The organism is Bradyrhizobium sp. HKCCYLS3070, from assembly GCF_051167575.1.
Taxonomy (GTDB): Bacteria; Pseudomonadota; Alphaproteobacteria; order Rhizobiales; family Xanthobacteraceae; genus Bradyrhizobium.
Genome location: NZ_JBNPTI010000008.1, coordinates 1 through 18,866 on the forward strand (window position 1 = coordinate 1; position 18,866 = coordinate 18,866).

Consider the following 18,866-nt stretch of genomic DNA (forward strand, 5'->3'; position numbering starts at 1 on the left):
CGTGCGCCGTTCGGCCCTCTTAGTCGCAGCCGATCTAGCTTGAGGATGCGCTTGAGATGCGCGAACAGCATCTCAATCTTCTTGCGGAGCCGGCGTGAAGTGCGGCCTTCCCATGAGCTTGCGATCTCGCGTGCCATGTCGCGAGCGCCCTCGTAGATCGAGCGCGGCACTTTTCGAGCCGGGGTGTTGGGGCAACACCTGCTTCTTAGAGAGCATGCTTGACAATCGCGCTTGCTCGCACGGTAGAGGACCGTCGTGTCGTTGTTCACCAGCGTCCCTGTAGTGGTGAGGGGTTTGCCAGCGGGACAGCGATAGACGTCCCTGGTATGGTCGTAGGTGAAGGCCTCACGCGAGAAGGTCCCGTCGGTGCGGGCCGACTTGTCGAAAACGGTCACGTGCGGCTCGATCCCGTGCTCGTAGACCAGCCACCCGAGCATCTCAGCGGAGCCATAGGCTCTGTCGCCGAGAAGCCGGCTTGGATAAAGATCGAACCTTTCGATTGAACGCTCAATCATGCGCTTGGCGGCCAATACTTCTGCCTGGCGGATCGCCGTGGTCGCTTCGACATCGACGATGATCGCATTCTCGACGTCGACCAGATAGTTCGTCGAGTAGGCGAAGAAGGCTTGGCCGCCGTGCGCTCCCGTCCAGCGCGCCGCCGGGTCGGAGGGCGATATAAACTTGGGCGTGACCTCCGTCGCGGCACCGAACGCGGCATCATCAAGAACGGCAAGATACTCGTCGATCGCTCGACCCGCAGCCTCCGGCGGAAGCCTCTTATCGCCTTCGATTCCCTTCTGCCGATTGGCATCCGCCTTGATCAGGCTCGCGTCGACTGCGAACCCTTCGCCGCCGATCAGGCGCTCCCGGATGCAGCGGCGCAAGACGGTCTCGAACACGCGACGGAAGAGATCGCTCTCACGGAAGCGGCCGTGCCTGTTCTTCGAGAACGTCGAGTGATCGGGGACGCCTCCATCTAGACCCAGCCGGCAAAACCAGCGGTATGCCAGATTGAGATGGACTTCATCGCAGAGGCGCCGTTCCGATCGGATGCCGAAGCAATAGCCGATCAAGAGCATCCTGATCATCAGCTCCGGATCGATCGAGGGCCGCCCGATGTTGCTGTAGAACGGCGCCAGCTCCCGCCGTAAGTCCTCAAGGTCGACGAACCTATCGATCGACCGCACGAGGTGGTCGGCTGGGATGTGCCTTTCCAGCGAGAACTCATAGAACAACGCAGCCTGTTCGACTTGCCGATGCCCCATCATGACCTTCAGTCCTGCCCACTAGACAGACTGAATCACCGATATCTCTGCGTCGCAACTGCTGACTTTTTCAACGAAATCGGCCCATAACGGATCTGGTCGCCGGCTCGCGTGAAGGTCTGCTTCTGATTCTCAACCGGAAGCAGGGGCCCGGGAACAGCGCTCCGATTCGGCTGTATTTTGCTGTCTTCTTAGGGTTGAGGAAACCGGTTCGCGCTATTCGCCTGTGACCTTCAAGACGGTACGGTTGGCCCCATGTCCGGTGTACTTCATCGCGTTTATGATCGTGGTCGTCTTGACTGCCGTGGTGTCGCTTCGCCGATCCATGACTCTATCACGGAACGCTCGGGGGGCTGGCCCGGCCCAGCGGCTGGCAGCGCGGCGGCGGGCGCTTTGGCCTGTATTCTGCGCGGCAATTTTTGAGCTTGGGCTGATTGGACTCAGTCATGTTCAAGACAACCAGGAACTTGGTCCCTCCGCGACGATCCATCTCATGGCGCTTACGGCCGCTTTTATCGGCGGCTGGTTTCTTGGCGTCATTGGCGGACTAGATTGGGACTGAAGCGCCGCAAGAAACGCAAAGCAAAAAAGCCCGTCGGGCGAATCGGTCGCGCGATCTGGTCTGCAACGCCGTCGTTCGCGCTCGCCGCAACTACACGAAACGCCTGTGCCGAAACGGCAATTTTGCGCATTGTCTCAACGTGATCGCACCCGTAGCCTCTCCCGGGCAAAAGATTTCACTTTCGTTTTTCCAGAATATGTGTCTATCCTCCGCCCATCCCGCCTCAACGAGAGGGGCGTACGCGCGGTCGTCACGAGACGCGAGGCGGGCAGGCGGTGGACGTGTCGGGTTGCAGCGTGGCTTTGGCTGCGCGGACGAACAATCCCGATGCGGACGTGAAGTCGCGTGGTCCTGGCCTCCCGATGCCGAGGTCAAGCCTGAGCGTGATGCGAGAGCATCGGCGCAGGCGATGGGGGCAATCAAGCCGGTCCCCAGGGAGAGCGCGAAAGAAGCGTTAAAACCATCGCGCAGGGAAGGCTGGGCTCATCCGGCTGCACCTGTGGTTCCTGCCCCGTGCACTTTTGTTCGCACGGGGGCCATGGGCGTCAGCCGACGCCCAGCCTTCCCTGCGCCCTCGATTGAATGAGGGCCGAACGTCGGTCATCGCTCGGACGCATCGCGCCGCGAGGACGATGAGGCGTGTCTCGATGCTGTTTGAGATGTGAAGACGGATCTCGGCCCCGATGGGCGCTCTTCGTTTTGGCTCCGTCATTGCGCTCGCAATGACGCGGAGCTTGTCGACGTAGTTGTCGTAGCCTGGATGCGCGCAGCGATTTCCGGGGGCAACGAGGCTGCGGATGAGACCCCGGATGTCGCTGTGCGCATCCGGGCTACCCGCGAGGAGCGTGAGAACCTACTGCGTCGCGCGCGACAGCGAGAACTCGCCGTTGCGGACGCGCTCCGGCAGGCCTTCGACGAAGGTCGCCACCGCGTCCTCGCCATAGGTGGTGACGAGTTCGGCCAGCGCCGCGAACAGGCTGGCCTGCGCCAGGCAGTCGCCGTCGACGCCGTCATGGCGCGCTTCCGCCCAGGCTTCGTTGAGGTAGCTGAGCGCGGCCTGCTTCTGCTCGTGGTCGGGCAGGACGGCGGGGAGGGCGCTGAAAGTGACGGGAAAGCTCATTGAATTCAGTCTGGCGGGGCCGCGAGGCGCGTTGAATTCCGAACGCGGACGCGCCGGACCAGTGAGGTTTACCACGCAGGCGGCGGACGCCTAGGCCAGTTCTTTAGGAAAGGTTAACAAGGTTAACGCAAACGTGGATAACGCCCGCGCGCCGTCAACCATGGGCCGTCAGTTGGCGTAGCGCGCCGTGAGGTCGCGCGAGATCTTCGAGCCCTCGTCGATGTAGCGGCGGATCGCCACCATCGCCGCCGGCGTGCAGGTCCGGTAGGTCTGCTGAAAGCCGTTATAGCCGCGGTTGAAGCCGGCGATCATCCGGGCGCGGCGTTCGCCCGACGGCGTCTCGGCATCGATCAGAGCCTGCATCTGGTTGCGCCATTTGGCGCCTTCATTGCTGCCGCAGATGCCGCGGAGGTAATGCAGGGTTCCGAGGATCTCGGCCAGCCGCTGCAGATCGCCATCGAACGGCGCGGCCGCATCCTGCGCGCGCGCGGGCACAATGGCGCAGGCGGCAACGAGCATGAGGGCGGCCAGGAGGCGCTTGGGGATCATGGGGAACACCGACGTCATATGCCTTTGCCGGACGGCGGACGCAAGGCGCCTACACCAGGGTCCGTGCGGCGGCGATGATCTCCGGCAGTCCGTCAGTCAGCGTGAGGCCCTCGAGCGCATCGGGGAGGCGCCACTGAAAGTCGTCCAGTTCCGGGTTGAGGCGGGGCTCTCCGGCCTGCCAGCGGGCCGCAAAGGGAAGGATCACATAGTGGCCGCCGCCGCCCTGGGCCGGCAGGACCTCGCGCCAGCCGGCCAGCCCGACAATTGCGATCGAGAGTGCGGTTTCCTCCATGACCTCGCGCGCGACGGCCTCGTGCAGGGTCTCGCCGAGCTCCACCCGGCCGCCGGGCAGCGTGTAGACGCCCTTGGCGGGGGAACGCGCCCGGCGCACCAGCAGGAGCTTGCCGTCGCGGAAGATGGCGGCGCTGACGGCGAGTTGGGGGTGGCGGGGCGGCGTCGGGGCGGTCATGCCAATGGCTCCAGGCGTGGTCTGCGCCGTAGCGTGAAGACGACCGGGCCGGTAGCCCGTGCTGCTCAGAAGCTTGCCATGATGGCATCGACGGTGTCGACCTCGTCGACCGGGTCAGGGTCGACCTCGATGTCGCCATTGATGATGCCGCCGGCCTGCGTCACCAGCGGCTTGACCCACGCCGCAGCCTGCTCGGCGAGCTTGGCCTTGGTGGCGTCCTGCTTGGCAGCGCGCATCGCGCTGCCGACCGCGAGCAGGATGTCGGTCATGGTCTTCGTGAGATGATCGAACTTGTCGCGAATCGCCGGGTCGGCCTGCTCATAGGCCTCGATGACGAGATCGCGGGCCTTGAAATTGGTGTGCGTGAAATGTTCTGGATAGGTCAGCGGCGACCACGCCAGAAAATCCTCGGCGCATTCCGGAATATCGGGAATCATTTCGAGCAGCATCACGGCTTCGTTGAAATGATTCAGATAGTCGGTGGCGAGCCCGGTGCGCGGATTGATGTTGGCGGCGCGCAGCATCGCGGCCCGCGCCGGGTCAATGGCGCTGCCCGCCGGTCGTTGGGTCGTGCGATCGGTAGGCACGGAATGGGTCGCCGCTGCGGTCATCCGCTGCAGTGTTGGCAACCCAAGTTAAAAGGTGCTGAACACACGACGATTTGAGTGAGATTATGTGTGGACGCTTCGTGATCACTTCACCACCCGCGGCTCTCAGGCAGATTTTCGGCTACGAGGAGCAGCCGAACTTTCCGCCGCGGCACAATATTGCTCCGACCCAGCCGATTCCCGTAGTTCTTCTGGATCAGGACATCAGGCATTTTCGGCTCATGCGCTGGGGATTCATTCCGGCCTGGGTCAAGGATCCCCGTAATTTCACGCTGCTGATCAATGCGCGTTCGGAGTCCGTACACGAGAAGCCGGCGTTCAAGAATGCGATCCGGCGGCGCCGCGTGCTGGTGCCCGCTGATGGATATTACGAGTGGCAGGTGATCGATGGTCGCAAGCGGCCGTTCTTCATCCACCGCAGTGACGGCGCGCCGCTCGGCTTCGCGGCCCTCGCCGAGACCTGGTGCGGGCCGAACGGCGAGGAGGTCGATACGGTGGCGATCGTCACCGCGGCTGCGAGCCGCGATCTCGCCACGCTGCATCATCGTGTTCCCGTGACGATCAGGCCGGATGATTTCGCGCTGTGGCTCGATTGCCGTTCCGATGATCCTGAGGAGGCCATGCGGCTGCTGGTCGCGCCTCGCGAGGGCGAATTCGCGTGGTACGAGGTGTCCACGCGCGTCAACACGGTGGCCAACGACGACGAGCAGCTGCTGCTGCCGATGACCGCGGAGCTGCGTGCCGCCGAGGACGCGCAGCGCAAGCCGGCGAAGAAGGTTGCATCCCGCAAAGTTTCGCCTGCGCCTGCGGATGACGGGCAGGGGAGTTTGTTCTGAGGCGGGATATCTCGACAGAGAAGATCGTCAGTACCGCGAAAGCGGGGATCCAGTACGCCGGGGCCTCTCGCGCCGAAACGGCTGCTGGTGGAATACTGGGTCCCCCGCCTTCGCGGAGGACGACAGAGGAGCAAGACCCGCGACCGAGCGTTGGCCGCGCTCAGCCAAAGATCCTCAGCGCGGCGTGCTGCAGCAGCATGATGGTCTTGGCGTCCTGGATGCGGCCGTCGGCGATCATCGCCAGCGCGTCGTCGATCGAGAGTTCCAGCACCTCGATCTCCTCGCCCTCATGCGCGAGCCCGCCGCCGGCGCCGACGCGCATGTGAGGCTCGTATTCGGCGACGAAGAAATGGATCTTCTCGGTGACGACGCCCGGGCTCATGAACGCCTCGAACACGAACTTGACGTCGTGCAGCCGGAACCCGGTCTCCTCCTCGGCTTCGAGCCGGATGCGCTCCTCCGGCGAGGCGTCGTCGAGCAGGCCGGCCGCGGCCTCGATCAGCAGATCGTCATGGCCGTTGACGAACGCGGGATAGCGGAACTGCTTGACCAGGATGACGCTGCGCTGGGCGAGGTTGTAGGGCAGGATCGCCGCCGCGTTGTCGCGGTCGAACACGTCGCGGCTCTGCATCTGCCACGTGCCGTCGTCGCGCCGCCACTCGAACTTCGTCGAGGTCAGCGTCCCGTAATGGTCGGAGAGCACGCGCGTCTCGTGGACGCGGATGCGGTCGGAGATGCTCATCGCTCGCCTCTATTTCATGCCGGGCGTCGGCGGGCGCCCGTCGAGCCATTTCGAGAACACGACGCTGTCCTGCACGGCATAGTCGAGCGCCTGGTAGAATTCCTGCACCTTGGTGTTGTCGCCGCGCACCATCAGCATCAGCTTGGCGATGCCGCGCGCCCGCAGCCAGTCTTCGGCGGCGGCCATGATGCCGCGGCCATGGTCGCGGCCGCGATGCTCGGGATCGACGCTGACATAGTAGACCCAGCCGCGATGGCCGTCATGGCCCACCATGACGGAGGCTGCGATGGCGCCGCCGCTGCGGCCGACCAGCACGGTGGAGCTGTCGCCGCGGCGGGCGAGCGCGATGTCGGCGGCCGGATCGTTCCAGGGCCGCGTCAGGCCGCAGCGCTGCCACAGCGAAATGATCGCGGGCACGTCGGCATCGGTGATGTCGGAAATGGCGAGAGCGGGAGCAGAATCCATGGGAGCGTCGGCAGCCTAGAGCACCTTGCCGGGATTCATGATCCCGAGCGGATCGAATTGTGCCTTGATCGCGCGCATCAGCGCGATGGCGGTCGGATCCTTGACGTCAGGCAGCTCGTCGCGCTTGAGCACGCCGATGCCGTGCTCGGCCGAGATCGACCCACCCATGCGCAGCACGATCTCGAACACGACCGCGTTGACCTCGTGCCAGCGCGCGAGATAGTCGGCGGTGTTGGCGCCGATCGGCTGGCTGACGTTGTAGTGGATGTTGCCGTCGCCGAGATGGCCGAACGGCACCGGACGCGCGCCGGGCATCAGCTTCACCACGGCGGCATTGGCCTCGGCAATGAAGGCGGGCACTGCGGCGACCGGCACCGAGATGTCGTGCTTGATCGAGCCACCCTCCGGCTTCTGCGCCGCAGAGATGTCCTCGCGCAGCTTCCAGAACGCCATGCGCTGGGCGAGGCTGCCGGCGATCGCGGCATCGTCGACGATGCCGTCCTCGAGGCCTTTCTCCAGGATCGTCTCCAGCGTGGCGCGGGCATCGTCGCGCGACGACGACAATTCCATCAGCACGAACCAGGGATGGGCGCCCGACAGCGGCGCGCGGTTGCCGGCGGCGTGGCGGATCGAGAAGTCGAGCGCGATCGCGGCGATCAGCTCGAAGCTCGTGAGGCTGCCGGCGGCCTCGCGTTGCGCGATCGCCAGCAGCTTGAGCGCGTCCTCCGGCGACTTGAGGCCGACGAAGGCGGTCTCGATCGCGCGTGGCTTCGGGAACAGCTTCAGGCTCGCCGCGGTGATGATGCCGAGCGTGCCCTCGGCGCCGATGAACAGATTGCGCAGATCGTAGCCGGTGTTGTCCTTCTTCAATTTCGACAGCGCATTGAGCACCCGCCCGTCGGCCAGCACCACCTCGACCCCCAACGCCATCTCACGCGCCACGCCATAGGCGAGCGCGGCGGTGCCGCCGGCGTTGGTCGAGAGATTGCCGCCGATGGTGCAACTGCCCTCGGCGCCGAGCGACAGCGGAAACAGCCGGTCGACCTCGGCGGCCTTCTGCTGCGCCACCTGCAGCACGACGCCGGCCTCGGCGATCATCGTGTTGGAGGCGGTGTCGACGTCGCGGATCCTGTCCATGCGCCTCAGCGACACCACCACCTCGCCATTGTGCGGCGTCTGGCCGCCGACGAGGCCGGTGTTGCCGCCTTGCGGCACCAGCGCGATGCGATGCTGGCTGGCAAGCTTGCAGATTGCGGCGACCTCGGCGGTCGAGCCTGGGCGCAGCACCAGGGGCGAGCGGCCGTGGAACAGGTTGCGCTCCTCGGTGACGTAAGGCGCGACGTCGGTCTCCGCGGTCAGCGCCTGGCGCTCGCCGACGATGGCAGCGAATTGCGCGATCAAATCGGGCGGCAGCGGCGGCAGGGCAGGCTGGCTGATGTTCATGCTTAGTCGCTTCCAGTGTTATCTCGGCGCGGCGGCGCGGCGCAGCCGGTCGTTGATGGCCTCGCCCAGTCCGTCGTTGGGGATCGGCATTACCGCAATGCTGCGCGCCCCCTTGGCATCGAGGCTGCGAAGATAGCCGAAAAGATGCGTCGCCGCCTCTGCCGGATCGCCAGAGGGCGACAGGTTCAGGATCGCGGCGGCCTCGTGGGCTCCGGGCAAGGTGGTGGGTCCGAAGGCGAGCAGCGCCTCGCCGGGCGCGACCTCGCTGGCGTCGAGGCGCACGCGGGCGCGCGGGGCATAGTGGGAGGCCAGCATGCCCGGTGCCAGCGGCTGCTCGGACGTCTCGGTCTCGGCGGCGGGCCGCGCCAGCGCCTGGCCGAGCACGGCCTCGATCGCCTCGCTCGGAACTCCGCCCGGGCGCAGCAGCGTCGGCGCATCGAAGCAGCCGACGATGGTCGATTCGACGCCGACCTCGACCGGCCCGCCGTCCAGGATGAGGTCGATTCGCCCGGTGAGATCGGCCGCGACATGCGCCGCCGTGGTCGGCGACACGTGGCCGGAGATGTTGGCGGAGGGCGCCACGACGGCGCCGCCGAACGCCATGAGCAGAGCTTGTGCGGTCGGATGCGCCGGGACGCGGATCGCCACCGTATCGAGGCCGGCGGTGGCGAGGTCGGCGACGGGACAGCCGTCGCTCTGCGGCACCACGAGGGTCAGCGGTCCCGGCCAGAACGCAGCGGCCAGACGCTCGGCGGTGGCATTGAAGCGGCCGATACGCTGCGCCGCCGCGATATCGGCGACATGGGCGATCAACGGATTGAAGGCGGGCCGGCCCTTGGCCTGATAGAGGCGGGCGATGGCCGCGGCATTGGCCGCATCGGCGCCGAGGCCGTAGACGGTCTCGGTCGGGAACGCGACCAGTCCGCCGCGCGCGAACGTCGCCGCGGCTTGCGCGATTCCAGCCGCGTCGGCGGGCAGGATCCTGGTCTCGATCGCTTGCATGTCTGGGGCGGGCATCGATGGTACGGGACGGCGGTGGCTTCCGCGCTCGGCTATAGCGGGCGCGGACGTCCGAATGAAGCGCGCAAATCGCCTGTCGCCTTGCGCTCGCGCCATGGCCGCCGGACAAAGCCCCACGGCCTCAAGCAGTTAACCCCTCCGCCGACGATCGACGATTTCGATGCGATTTCCTGCCTTGTGTCCTTGCGAAGACGGAAACCCGACGCTATAAGCCGGCTTCCCAAGTCGGAGCGTGGCTCAGCCCGGTAGAGCACTGCGTTCGGGACGCAGGGGTCGCAGGTTCGAATCCTGCCGCTCCGACCATTTTTTCAGGCGCCTAGCTTTTCATCTCCCGAGAAGCGCAACGAAATCACACGGCGCCACCCTGCACCATCCGGCTATTCGTGAGCATTTCGCCGCGGCAGACGACAGCGCTTCATCGAGCGTCCAATTCCTTCAGCTTCCGGTCAAGCGTGCGCAGGCTGATGCCGAGGGATTCTGCAAGCGATTCTCGATTGCCGCGATGCGTCAACAGGGCGGTCCGAAGCGCTCGCGCCTCGCGCTCCTTCGATGACGGCGGGTTCTCACCGTCAGCAGGCGCCAGCTTTGTTGCGGTTCGCTGCACCCGGTCGCGTCCCTCAATGTCCGGCGATCGCAGCGTCAGAGCACGCTCGATCGTCGCGGCTGAGATGACATCGTCATCGCAGAGCAGGGCCGCGCGCTCCAACACGTTGCGCAACTCGCGAACATTGCCCGGAAAGGCGTAGCCCCCGAGCCGCTCGAGTGCCGGCTGGGACAAGGTGGGCCTTCGCTCCGGCGCCACGCGGGCAAGCAGCGCTGCGGCGAGAAGCGGTAGATCAGCGGCGCGGTCGCGCAATGCCGGCAGAAGGATCGGAAAGGTCGACAGTCGGTCGTAAAGATCGCTTCTCGACAATGCGAGACGCGTGCGCGCGATCAATTCCGGGGACCAGCAGAGCGCGATCAGGAAGGCCGGTGCGCGACCATTCCGATCAGCGCAGAGCGGCCGTGATGGCCGCTGCCTTCGCTGAGCTCCGTCTCGTATTCGCGCAGTTCGATGATCTCCAACTCACGGAACGCCTCTCGGAGCATGGTTTCCGTATAGAGGTGCGAGAGGGCGGAAGGGCCGCCCGTCTTGTACTCCAACTGCTTGGGCGTATAGCCCTGCAGGATCAGCGTCCCGCCCGGCTTCAGGCTTGCGATCATGCGCGCGAACAGCCGTTTCCTCAAATCTGGGGCGGCGAACTGCACAAAAATCGCTGCGATGCCGTCATACGCCGCACTTGGCCACGCGAAGCCGTCGCAATCGGCAAGCTGGTAGTTCACGCTGACTCCGGCTGACGCGGCAAGTTTGCTCGCTTTCGCCAGACCCACCTCCGAGATGTCGAAGGCGTCGACCTGAAATCCCTGCCGGGCGAGCCAGACGCTGTTGCGGCCTTCTCCGTCGGCGACGCAGAGAATGCGACTGCGGTACGGGAACGTGCCGACATGGCCGCGCAGCCGTTGATTGGGTTCGGTTCCGAAAACGAAATCATCGCCTTCGAACCGTCGGTTCCAGCGGCCGGCGCCGGTGTCTGGCGGTACCTTCGTGACCATCGGCAGTCCCACTTTGAAGATGACAAGCGTGTTTGTTGGCAGCCGCAAGGAGCTTGCGAACTCCTCGGTATCAGCTTGCGAACCCTTGATCGCAAGTTAGGTGAACTGGAAGCCGGATCGTAGTTCATCAGCCCGTCAGACGCGGCAGGCGCGTGAGCAGGGGACGATCGCGCCGGCGGCTCGATACCGTCTCGCACGAACCGCGCTGGGACAGGCTCGACCGCCTGTTTGTTATCGTCTCGCCAAAGTGATAGCAACACGGGACGGCCTTGCGGCATGACGCCGTGGCCGCCGATGTAACGGACCGAATTGGTCGATTGAGGAATATGCGGACGAATATGGCAACCAAGCGTGCACGCAGCAGGTCTTCGCTCGAGCCTGACGCGCTGCTCGAGAAGGCTCACAAGGCAAGCGAATTCCTCAAGGCGCTGTCGCACGAAGCGCGGCTTGCCATTCTGTGTCTGCTGCTTGACGGAGAGAAGTCCGTCAGCAGCATTGAGGATTCGCTGCAACTCCGCCAGCCGACGGTGTCGCAGCAACTTGCCCGGCTGCGCGCGGACGATCTCGTCAAGGTGCGCCGGGACGGCAGGAACGTGTATTATTCGGTCTCGCGGCCGGAAGTGATCGAGGTCATGTCCGCTCTCTATCGCGCTTTCTGCTAAGTGGTGCTGATGGAGTCTCGCTGCCCGCGGAGATCGTCCGTCAGGCGGAGCCGGGGACGGCGGCGACCGTGTTTCCTGCGGTCACTCGATCGATGAACCCGGCTGCCGCGGCTATCACCGCGGAGGTCGCCTGTTGGTGGGGTGCATGTCCACAGCCTTCCAGCACGCAGGTCTCGATCCGGGCTGGCACGAGGGCGCGGAGCGTCTCAAGCTGAATATGCGTGAAGAACTCGTCTTCGCTGCCCTGAACAGCCAGCACCGGGGCGCGAACCCGTCCAACGTAGGGCTTGATCCCCCAGTCGCGCGCTTCTTCCCCAGTCCAAGCATCGACCAGCCGGCCAAAAAGATGATCGGTTCTGCTGCCATGATACCGTGCGAGCCGCGCCCTCAGGTCGCCGTGCTCGAAGTCCCTGATCTGGGCGGCGATGCCGTCAACTGTCCGCTGTTCGCGGAAGAGATGAGGGGCGATCGCGACGACCCCGCTGACCTCATCGGGAAACGCGCCGGCAAACGTCAACGCGATCGCAGCACCGTCGGAGTGTCCGACCAGGATCGGACGCCGCGCTCCGGTCGTCCGTAGCACTTCGGGCAGGGCGTCGAGAGCCTCAGCGAGCAGATATTGCCGCGAATGGGGCGGCTCGAGCGGCTCAGAGTCACCCGAGCCCCAGCGGTCGAACACCAGGACGGAGCAGCCGGTCGCAGCCGCAAGCCGCTCGGGAAAATCGCGCCAGAGCCGGGCGCAGCCCAAGGCGTCATGCAGCAGGACGAGCGGCGGACGTTCCGGTCGCGTCGCCGCGAGCCAATGGCCGCGAAGCCTCCGGCCGGCCGCAACGAAGCTGAGCTGCCGCGCCGCCGCGACGACCACGTCGCGAATGTCCGGCGGGCCGAGATTGACGAAGTCGGCCGACGTGCGCGAGAAGAAGTCCTCAACGAGGGATCCGGCATCAGCCAGTTCGGCGCCGCGCAGCGCTGCCTCGAGATCAAAGATGACGCGTGGCGGTGTAACGAAGAAATCGCCGGTGATCAGAGCTTCGCGAATTCGCCTGCGGTCTGGCCCCTCGAGGCGGATATCGGCGCGCAGGCTGCCGCCGCGCCGCGTCAGAGTGGCACTGACCAGCGAGCTGTCCACCTCGGGAGCGTCGACCATCTCGACGAAGTCGTCGCGGCCGATCTCGTCGCGATACAACTGGTCGGCGAGCTCTTCTTCGTGCATCGACGCCTGGCCCCATTGCGGAACAATGCCGAGGCCTTCCGCCAGGCCGTCGAGCAAGCCTCGCTGGATGGTGGCCAGATCAGGGAGCTTGTCGCCGAGGATCTCGCGCATGCTGACGACGCGCTGGTGGGCCGAGGCGAGGTCGCGCTTGGCGAGCTTTTCCACCGGCACTTTGAGCGCAGCGATCATCTGCTCGGGGTCGAAGTCGATCAGCAGTGTTCCCTGGTAGAACAGAGTATCGCCGTCAAAGAAGCCGCCGGTGCCGCTGATCTTGCGGCCGTCGACGTCGATGTCGTTGCGCGGGCGGTAGCGCGCGGGGACGCCGAGCTTGTTGAGCCCGAGTGCGACGCTTTCGCAGATCCGGCGTGTCGTTTCGGTGAGATTCATGGCGCCGAGGCTGGAGCGGCCGAACACGAGCTCCCATCCGATCTGACCCTCGTCGAGATAAAGACCTCCGCCTCCCGTGATCCGCCGGCCGATCTCGATTCCCTTGCTCCGGCAATAGTCGAGCCGGACCTCATGGCTCAGGATCTGATGGATTCCGACCAGCGCCGACGGACGAAACCGCAGGAAGCGGATGGTATCGGGAATCCGCCGTGCCTTGTGAGCGTCGATGAGCGCCTGGTCGAAGGCGATATTGGCGCGTCCGCCCCGAATCCCGGTGTCGATGACCCGAAATGACTTGGCGCTGCTGGCCATCGCATCTTCCTCCCGGTTATTTGGGTAGTCCGCGCCGGAGTTGGCTGCGCACGTGGCGAATGTCGCGGCGATCGGGCTTGAAAGGGTATGAAGCAATGTCGCGCGGCGGCGAGTCGCCATAGGGGCGGTCGCAGGCGGACACATCGGCGGCCTCCTTGCCCGGGCAGCCGGACGTGCGGAAGGCCACGCCCGCGTCGATGATCGCGTCGACTTCGTCCTGCGGCAGACCAAAATCGACGAGTTGACCGCGCTCGTCGAAACGCATGCGCTGCAGGGAGTGGCTTCGATAGTCGATGAGATAGCGGGCGAGCTGGATGCGTCGCCATTGCGGGCGCGGCGCCGGCGGGAGATGATCCATCAACGAGCCTTGTTCGGGAAAGAACGCGAACAGGTGGCTGTGGCCGCCGAGGTCGCGAATTCTCTGCACCTGCGAGAGAACGTCGTGGTCGCTCTCGCCCATCCCGACGATGAGATGGGCGCCGAAACGTTCCGGGCCAAATATCTCGGCGGCGGCCAGCAGGATCTCCCAATATTTGTCCCAGCTATGCGGCGATTGAACCCCGCGGCCGCGGGTGCGGTCAAAGATGACCGGGTTGGCTGCATCGAGCGCGACCGTAAATATCTCGGCGCCGAGATCCTTGAGCTCCTGCACATCCAGTCGCGTCATCGTCGTCGGGTTGGACAGGATGGACACGGGTACGTGCCTGATGCGTTCAACCCATTTCCGCAGGACAATGCGGGTGTCCTGGTCCGACCGCGGATGCGTGATCATGCTGATACACATGCGATGGAAGCGCCCGCCGTCGCCGCCCGATGCAACGATGTCAATCACCTGGTCGTAGGGCACCGCAGGCCAGTCGACCCGAATGAAGTTGCGGTCGGCATAGTTGCGCTCCGCTTCGCGATGGCGCGCAAGCCCGCAATAGGCGCAGTTGGCGCGGCAGCCCTCCGGGTAGGTCAGCAGCAGGTTCAGGCAACGGGTGCAACTGGTGCGATGCATGTAGCCGTTCATGATGCCGAGGGTGATGGCCGCTGCCGTCGACATTTGCACGTACTCGGGCGACCGCATGTTCGGCGTCAGAACATTGTCGTTCGGCAGGTACGTGCCGACCGGCCGCACATCCTGCGCCCTCACGCGCCCGCCGTTGCGCGCTTCCGCCGGCACGGCGCCCGGCGCGCGCGGCCGCATGGCTTCTGCCGCGTTGAAGGTGCGCGTCTCCCCGGTGAGGAAATCCGGTACCGGATGCGTCGGTCCTTCGAGACAGCTCATGACGTCCTCCCCTGATCCTGCATCTTCACGCCCAATAGTTCGGCGAACTGATCCATCCCTCGGCGAGCGCAGTCGCGTCGGGGCGACGGCCGTCGCCATAGTGCGCCAGCACTTGCCGTCGTCGCAGCAATGCCCGGCTCAAGGCTGCATCGAAAATGTCGCCGAGCTCTTCGTCATAGTCATCGAGGGCGCCGCTGCGGCCGGACAGCATGTCTGCCGCGGCGTGCCCGGCGAGCGCCCCCGATTGCACGGCGGAGGCGATGCCGGCGCCGGTCACGGGGTTGGTCAGGCCTGCCGCATCGCCGGCCAGCAACACCTGGGTTGCGCCGAGCCGGCCTGTCGAACCCACCCTGCCGCCCACGGGTATCGCCCCGCCCGTCAACGCGAACGGGCGCGTTCCGATGCGGCGCGATGCCGACAGCGAGGCGAAGAGCGCGGCGAGCATCGGTTTCAGTCGCCGCCGGTCCTCTATCATGACGCCGACGCCGATATTGGCCACGGCGCCCTTGGGAAACAGCCAGCCATAGCCGCCGCGGTAGTCGGCGCTCAGGAAGATATCCGTGGCATCGTGCGGCACGATCAGCGGCGTGGTCAGTTGCCTCGTATCGACAAGCGCGCGATTGATCTGGCCGATGGCCGCGCCGACCCGCGAGCGAGGGCCGTCGCAGCCGATGAGGACGCGCGGTTTCAGGGCAAGACCATCGGACGTATGAACTGTGCCGTCGAAATCGATGGCAACCACGGAGGTGCCGTATCGGCACGCGGTTCCCGCGTTCGCCGCCTCATCAGCGAGCATTCGATCGAAGGCGGCGCGATCGATCATCCAGCCGCGGAAGTCCCGCGTTTCCTCGCAATCCGTCGCTTCGGTAAAGGTCAGCATGCGGGTGATCTTCTGTTGGGCGACGGTCGTGACGTTCGGAACGTCCCGCTCGATCATGGCGGGCACGAATTCGGCACACTGGACCGGGCGACCCGCCTCGAGCCGGCGGTCGACGGCGACGACGCGGTAGCCGGCCTTCGCGGCAATCGCAGCCGCACGACTCCCGGCCGGTCCAAGCCCGACGACGACGATATCCGCTGCCTCGGCGTTCATGGTGCACCTCAGGCTGCGCAAGCCCGCCGTCCGGCGAGGCCGTCAAGCGCGATCGAGCAGCAGGCATGCTCCTGCTCGACCGGCCGGCCGATGGCGCGGGCGAGAGCTACGATGCCGTCCGCGGGATAGGCGATACCGTCAAATCCCGCCATGACGGCGTATGCGTCGGTCATCAGCTTATGGCGGCCCGCGGGGCGGATACAGCCAAGCTGAACCGGCGCGTGATTGATCCGTTGCCGCGCGGCGACCAGCACCTTCGCCACGTCGTCGGTGGATGTCGTGGCGAAGGGCCGATCCGGCGGCGCATAGATCGGGGTCACCACCACCAGGATCAAGGCGGCAACCGGGTGGCGCGAAACGATGTCCAGCGCGGTTGCTTCGCCGAGTAGCCGGCCATAGTGCAGACCGATGACGATGTGTGGCACGACCTGCATCTTGGTGCCTGAGAGCGCGGCGAGCGTCGCCTCGAAATCCGCGACAGGACGGTCGAGGTGATAGACTTCGCGGATCGTCTGCTCCGAGCCGATCACGTCGAGCATCGCGACGTCGACCCCGGCGGCCTCCATGGATCTGGCGCGCCGTTCGTCGAGCAACGCGGAATGGACGGCGATGCGCAGATGGGGAAAGTCGCGCTTGAGCCTTTCGATGGTCGGATAGAAGCGATCGTACGGAACCTCGTTGCGGCGGTTGGATCCGCCTGAAAGCAGGAACCCGCGCAGATCCTTGAGCAGAATGAGGTCGCGCACCTTGCGGTCGAGTTCGTCCGGTGTCGTTGCCGCGATCATCGGTTCGAGGATCTTCGCCTGACAGTGATCGCAATTCAGCGCGCAGGCGCCGCCCGTGATGGAAAAGGCGGGAAAACTCGCCTTGCCGCAGCCCTTGAGTTCCTCGCTGGCATAGGCGCGGAACGTCGGCGTGTAGAACCGCATCGGTCCGAGTGCGCGCTCGCGGGCTGCCGCCTCGAGTGCATCGACGAGCCCACGATCAAAACGCAGGTCGTCGAGCGGTTCGATCTCCTGCAGCTTCTCATACCACGCCATTGCGTTCCTCGCTTTTCATATGCGAAAAAACATATATATTGTCGGTCCGCCGTCGGCTTCGGCCGTCATTGATGCCTCATCAGTTGTCGCGGTTCGCCATGAAGACACTCTGCGTCTTGCAGCATTTTGAGGCGGACTATCTCGGCTTGATGGAAGACCAGTTCGAAGGACGCAACGTCGGCTTTCGCTATTGCCGGCCGTTTACGGCCGGAGGATCGATACCTGCGACGGCCGGGGACTTTGACGGCCTCGTTGTTCTTGGCGCCGGACCGCTCGGAGTCGTCAGCGGCAACCTGCTTCCGAGCCTTGGGCCCGAGTTGCGGTTGGTACAGGATTTCCTGGCGCGCGACCTGCCCGTCATCGGCATCGGAGCTGGCAGCTGCATAGTTGCGACCGCGTGCGGCGGCGGCACTCAGGAAGCTCCGCTCCGCTTCGTTGTGGAGACGGCCCGACGGGTCGATCCCGCGGCGCTCGGCGGTCATCTGCCGCAATCCTTTCCCGTCGCGATCTACATGCGCGATCGCCCGGTGCTGCCGGCCGATGCCCGTGTTCTCGCGATCGACGCTGCGGGGGAGCCGGCGGTGTTTCAGCTTCGTGATAACTGCTTCGGGTTCCTCGGCCATCCCGGAATCAAGTCGGCCATGATCGAGGATCTGATCATGGAATCCGAAGAATGTCCTGATCGCACGGCGGAAACGCTCGCCGACCTGCGCGTGGTGCAGCGCGAGATCGCTGCGGCGCTCGGACCGCTGATGATTGGTTTGATCGAGTCGACGCATTTGATGCGGCCGCTCCCGTAGGACCGTTCTCCCGAGCAACGAATTATTTTCTTCAGCCTATAGATGTCATTCAAAAAATGGAATATGTTTTGTGCGCTCGTCCGACGGATTGGATGAATTCGATGTGAGCTTGTTGTTCACCCAGGACTTCGGTTCTTGGGCATGTTGATCTTCATCAACTCCAAGGTGATGCGCCTCAAGATAAACTTATTGTGCACGCTCGTGTGTCGATGTGCGTTGCGCACGCTCAATAGCAGATGATCGGGAGGACATCGTAAGAATGGCCAAAAAGCTCATCATCATCATGGTCAATACCGATCCTCGCAACGGCGAGGAACTGGGCGCGCCGTTCTTCCAGGCCACCGTTGCCGCGGCGATGGACTACGAGGTGGAGGTCGTCTGTACCGCGACGTCGGGGCAGCTCATGAAAAAGGGCGTGGCAGAGAAGCTCGTGGTCAAGCCCGGGTCTCCGAAAACCGTCTATGACTTCATCAAGGACGCGCACGGAGCGGGAGTGAAGTTCTATTGCTGCTCTCCGAACCTCGATCTGTTCGACATGACCGAGCAGGACCTGATCCCTGAATGCGAGGGTATCGTCGGGGGTGCAAAGGTCATCGAAGAGGTGATGGAAAACGATAATGCCAAGGTGCTGACCTACTGAGGAGAGCCGCCAGATGACGAGCGGAGCTTCAATGGAGCTGACCTCTATCGGCGACCCGGTCTCCGAGGCGCCGGTCGTTCCCTACGAGAAGCTGGAAGAGGTGTTCGACGACATTCGCTCGCACGTCCTCTACGATCATGAGCTGCATGGCTGTCTCAATTGCGGCATCTGCACCGCGACCTGTCCCTCGGCGCACTACTACGATTATTCACCCCGCGAGATCGTCCAGCTGCTGTGGACCGAAAATCTCGAAGGCATCTACGACGCGATGCAGGAGAAGATCTGGTCCTGCGCGCAGTGCTACACCTGTGCGGCCCGCTGTCCGTTCGAAAATTCGCCGGGCGGGCTCGTCATGATCATGCGTGAGGTCGCGATCAAGCACGGCATGCAGTCGGCGAAGGATGTACTGCGACCGTTCTCGCGGGTGCTTCTGAAGGTCATTTCCACGGGAAACCAGCTCGCGCCGAACATGATCACGCGCGATGCGTTTCCCGACTGGGGCCCGAACGTCGCCAAGGTCGACGCCCCGCTCAATATCCTGCGCAAGGCCATTCCGGTCCCGACCATGCACACCATGGACACGGCCTGGGAGGTCAACCTGAAGACGTCCGTCGAACTCTACACCATTTGGGAGGCGACCGGCGTGCTCGATCAGCTCGAGACGATCGACGAGAATTTGTTCGATGTCGTCAGTGACGTGATGGATGAGAAGCGCGAGGAGTACAACGAGTGGCTAGAAGAGCATCAGGAAGAATAGGCCGCTGAGATGACCACAAC

At 64.6% G+C, this 18,866-nt stretch carries 20 protein-coding genes and 1 tRNA gene; 6 read left to right on the forward strand and 15 right to left on the reverse strand.

All coding sequences use genetic code 11. The features are described from left to right. The 5 genes from ACQR03_RS22880 to ACQR03_RS22900 all read right to left on the reverse strand — a co-directional run. Positions 1-1,268: transposase (locus tag ACQR03_RS22880; RefSeq protein ID WP_434925367.1), on the reverse strand; the 1,268-nt coding region annotated here is incomplete at its 3' end. A gap of 1,412 nt (positions 1,269-2,680) precedes the next feature. Further along, on the reverse strand, positions 2,681-2,947 hold the full coding sequence (locus tag ACQR03_RS22885; RefSeq protein ID WP_315717207.1) for a hypothetical protein: 267 nt from the start codon (positions 2,945-2,947) through the stop codon (positions 2,681-2,683). A 168-nt stretch (positions 2,948-3,115) separates the two neighbouring features. Continuing rightward, positions 3,116-3,514 (reverse strand): TIGR02301 family protein, encoded by a 399-nt coding sequence (locus tag ACQR03_RS22890; protein WP_315782189.1) that lies wholly within the window; start codon positions 3,512-3,514, stop codon positions 3,116-3,118. A gap of 31 nt (positions 3,515-3,545) precedes the next feature. Continuing rightward, positions 3,546-3,965 carry an NUDIX hydrolase gene (locus tag ACQR03_RS22895; RefSeq protein ID WP_315754043.1) on the reverse strand — a complete coding sequence of 140 codons (420 nt, stop codon included), beginning with the start codon at positions 3,963-3,965 and terminating at the stop codon, positions 3,546-3,548. Between the two features lie 65 nt (positions 3,966-4,030). After that, complete coding sequence (locus tag ACQR03_RS22900; protein WP_315828341.1) at positions 4,031-4,552, reverse strand: hypothetical protein; 522 nt, start codon at positions 4,550-4,552, stop codon at positions 4,031-4,033. Positions 4,553-4,638: 86 nt separating this feature from the next. Between ACQR03_RS22900 and ACQR03_RS22905 the strand changes: the two genes are divergently transcribed. Further along, entirely contained in the window at positions 4,639-5,409 is a 771-nt protein-coding gene (locus tag ACQR03_RS22905) for an SOS response-associated peptidase (protein WP_434841907.1), read from the forward strand. A 160-nt stretch (positions 5,410-5,569) separates the two neighbouring features. Here ACQR03_RS22905 and ACQR03_RS22910 read toward each other — a convergent pair whose 3' ends face one another. Genes ACQR03_RS22910 through ACQR03_RS22925 form a run of 4 tightly spaced genes read right to left on the reverse strand, consistent with a single transcriptional unit; the run spans position 5,570 to position 9,076 of the window. Continuing rightward, entirely contained in the window at positions 5,570-6,151 is a 582-nt protein-coding gene (locus ACQR03_RS22910; protein WP_434841908.1) for an NUDIX domain-containing protein, read from the reverse strand. A 9-nt stretch (positions 6,152-6,160) separates the two neighbouring features. Beyond that, positions 6,161-6,616, reverse strand: a complete 456-nt coding sequence (locus ACQR03_RS22915; protein ID WP_315717201.1) for a GNAT family acetyltransferase — start codon at positions 6,614-6,616, stop codon at positions 6,161-6,163. Positions 6,617-6,631: 15 nt separating this feature from the next. Continuing rightward, a complete protein-coding gene (locus ACQR03_RS22920; RefSeq protein WP_316193400.1) occupies positions 6,632-8,059 on the reverse strand; it encodes an FAD-binding oxidoreductase in 1,428 nt (475 codons plus the stop codon). An 18-nt stretch (positions 8,060-8,077) separates the two neighbouring features. Further along, the gene (locus tag ACQR03_RS22925) at positions 8,078-9,076 is read right to left on the reverse strand and encodes an L-threonylcarbamoyladenylate synthase (protein ID WP_316193399.1); all 999 of its coding nucleotides are present in this window, start codon (positions 9,074-9,076) and stop codon (positions 8,078-8,080) included. 229 nt (positions 9,077-9,305) lie between these two features. Here ACQR03_RS22925 and ACQR03_RS22930 point away from each other — a divergent pair. Beyond that, a tRNA-Pro gene (locus ACQR03_RS22930) sits at positions 9,306-9,382 on the forward strand. A 112-nt stretch (positions 9,383-9,494) separates the two neighbouring features. Here the strand turns inward: ACQR03_RS22930 and ACQR03_RS22935 are convergent. Further along, positions 9,495-10,016 (reverse strand): helix-turn-helix domain-containing protein, encoded by a 522-nt coding sequence (locus ACQR03_RS22935; RefSeq protein ID WP_316202470.1) that lies wholly within the window; start codon positions 10,014-10,016, stop codon positions 9,495-9,497. 23 nt (positions 10,017-10,039) lie between these two features. Further along, entirely contained in the window at positions 10,040-10,672 is a 633-nt protein-coding gene (locus tag ACQR03_RS22940) for a class I SAM-dependent methyltransferase (protein ID WP_316193396.1), read from the reverse strand. A gap of 338 nt (positions 10,673-11,010) precedes the next feature. Here ACQR03_RS22940 and ACQR03_RS22945 point away from each other — a divergent pair, with 338 nt between their 5' ends. After that, positions 11,011-11,334, forward strand: a complete 324-nt coding sequence (locus tag ACQR03_RS22945) for an ArsR/SmtB family transcription factor (RefSeq protein WP_315715794.1) — start codon at positions 11,011-11,013, stop codon at positions 11,332-11,334. A 40-nt stretch (positions 11,335-11,374) separates the two neighbouring features. On the opposite strand, the gene ACQR03_RS22950 is transcribed toward ACQR03_RS22945, so the two are convergent. Genes ACQR03_RS22950 through ACQR03_RS22965 form a run of 4 tightly spaced genes read right to left on the reverse strand, consistent with a single transcriptional unit; the run spans position 11,375 to position 16,649 of the window. After that, positions 11,375-13,246 carry an alpha/beta fold hydrolase gene (locus ACQR03_RS22950; protein WP_316172792.1) on the reverse strand — a complete coding sequence of 624 codons (1,872 nt, stop codon included), beginning with the start codon at positions 13,244-13,246 and terminating at the stop codon, positions 11,375-11,377. 16 nt (positions 13,247-13,262) lie between these two features. Beyond that, complete coding sequence (locus ACQR03_RS22955) at positions 13,263-14,516, reverse strand: radical SAM protein (RefSeq protein WP_316202472.1); 1,254 nt, start codon at positions 14,514-14,516, stop codon at positions 13,263-13,265. Positions 14,517-14,541: 25 nt separating this feature from the next. Beyond that, complete coding sequence (locus ACQR03_RS22960) at positions 14,542-15,609, reverse strand: NAD(P)/FAD-dependent oxidoreductase (RefSeq protein ID WP_315752126.1); 1,068 nt, start codon at positions 15,607-15,609, stop codon at positions 14,542-14,544. Positions 15,610-15,617: 8 nt separating this feature from the next. After that, entirely contained in the window at positions 15,618-16,649 is a 1,032-nt protein-coding gene (locus ACQR03_RS22965) for a radical SAM protein (RefSeq protein WP_315752125.1), read from the reverse strand. A gap of 83 nt (positions 16,650-16,732) precedes the next feature. On the opposite strand from ACQR03_RS22965, the gene ACQR03_RS22970 reads away from it, so the two are divergent. The 3 genes from ACQR03_RS22970 to ACQR03_RS22980 all read left to right on the forward strand — a co-directional run bounded on the left by ACQR03_RS22970 (position 16,733) and on the right by ACQR03_RS22980 (position 18,846). Continuing rightward, complete coding sequence (locus ACQR03_RS22970) at positions 16,733-17,449, forward strand: type 1 glutamine amidotransferase (RefSeq protein ID WP_316205648.1); 717 nt, start codon at positions 16,733-16,735, stop codon at positions 17,447-17,449. A 259-nt stretch (positions 17,450-17,708) separates the two neighbouring features. Next, a complete protein-coding gene (locus tag ACQR03_RS22975; RefSeq protein ID WP_315752123.1) occupies positions 17,709-18,089 on the forward strand; it encodes a DsrE/DsrF/DrsH-like family protein in 381 nt (126 codons plus the stop codon). Positions 18,090-18,120: 31 nt separating this feature from the next. Beyond that, positions 18,121-18,846, forward strand: a complete 726-nt coding sequence (locus ACQR03_RS22980) for a 4Fe-4S dicluster domain-containing protein (RefSeq protein ID WP_315752122.1) — start codon at positions 18,121-18,123, stop codon at positions 18,844-18,846. The last annotated feature ends 20 nt before the right edge of the window (positions 18,847-18,866 follow it).

Excerpts from the sequence above, each read along its gene's own strand:
- ACQR03_RS22955 (WP_316202472.1), bottom strand. The coding sequence starts at position 14,516 with ATGAGCTGTCTCGAAGGACCGACGCATCCGGTACCGGATTTCCTCACC.
- ACQR03_RS22965 (WP_315752125.1), bottom strand. The coding sequence starts at position 16,649 with ATGGCGTGGTATGAGAAGCTGCAGGAGATCGAACCGCTCGACGACCTG.
- ACQR03_RS22905 (WP_434841907.1), top strand. The coding sequence starts at position 4,639 with ATGTGTGGACGCTTCGTGATCACTTCACCACCCGCGGCTCTCAGGCAG.
- ACQR03_RS22895 (WP_315754043.1), bottom strand. The coding sequence starts at position 3,965 with ATGACCGCCCCGACGCCGCCCCGCCACCCCCAACTCGCCGTCAGCGCC.
- ACQR03_RS22980 (WP_315752122.1), top strand. The coding sequence starts at position 18,121 with ATGGAGCTGACCTCTATCGGCGACCCGGTCTCCGAGGCGCCGGTCGTT.
- ACQR03_RS22885 (WP_315717207.1), bottom strand. The coding sequence starts at position 2,947 with ATGAGCTTTCCCGTCACTTTCAGCGCCCTCCCCGCCGTCCTGCCCGAC.
- ACQR03_RS22910 (WP_434841908.1), bottom strand. The coding sequence starts at position 6,151 with ATGAGCATCTCCGACCGCATCCGCGTCCACGAGACGCGCGTGCTCTCC.
- ACQR03_RS22925 (WP_316193399.1), bottom strand. The coding sequence starts at position 9,076 with ATGCCCGCCCCAGACATGCAAGCGATCGAGACCAGGATCCTGCCCGCC.
- ACQR03_RS22975 (WP_315752123.1), top strand. The coding sequence starts at position 17,709 with ATGGCCAAAAAGCTCATCATCATCATGGTCAATACCGATCCTCGCAAC.
- ACQR03_RS22940 (WP_316193396.1), bottom strand. The coding sequence starts at position 10,672 with ATGGTCACGAAGGTACCGCCAGACACCGGCGCCGGCCGCTGGAACCGA.
- ACQR03_RS22950 (WP_316172792.1), bottom strand. The coding sequence starts at position 13,246 with ATGGCCAGCAGCGCCAAGTCATTTCGGGTCATCGACACCGGGATTCGG.
- ACQR03_RS22920 (WP_316193400.1), bottom strand. The coding sequence starts at position 8,059 with ATGAACATCAGCCAGCCTGCCCTGCCGCCGCTGCCGCCCGATTTGATC.
- ACQR03_RS22960 (WP_315752126.1), bottom strand. The coding sequence starts at position 15,609 with ATGAACGCCGAGGCAGCGGATATCGTCGTCGTCGGGCTTGGACCGGCC.
- ACQR03_RS22915 (WP_315717201.1), bottom strand. The coding sequence starts at position 6,616 with ATGGATTCTGCTCCCGCTCTCGCCATTTCCGACATCACCGATGCCGAC.
- ACQR03_RS22945 (WP_315715794.1), top strand. The coding sequence starts at position 11,011 with ATGGCAACCAAGCGTGCACGCAGCAGGTCTTCGCTCGAGCCTGACGCG.
- ACQR03_RS22890 (WP_315782189.1), bottom strand. The coding sequence starts at position 3,514 with ATGACGTCGGTGTTCCCCATGATCCCCAAGCGCCTCCTGGCCGCCCTC.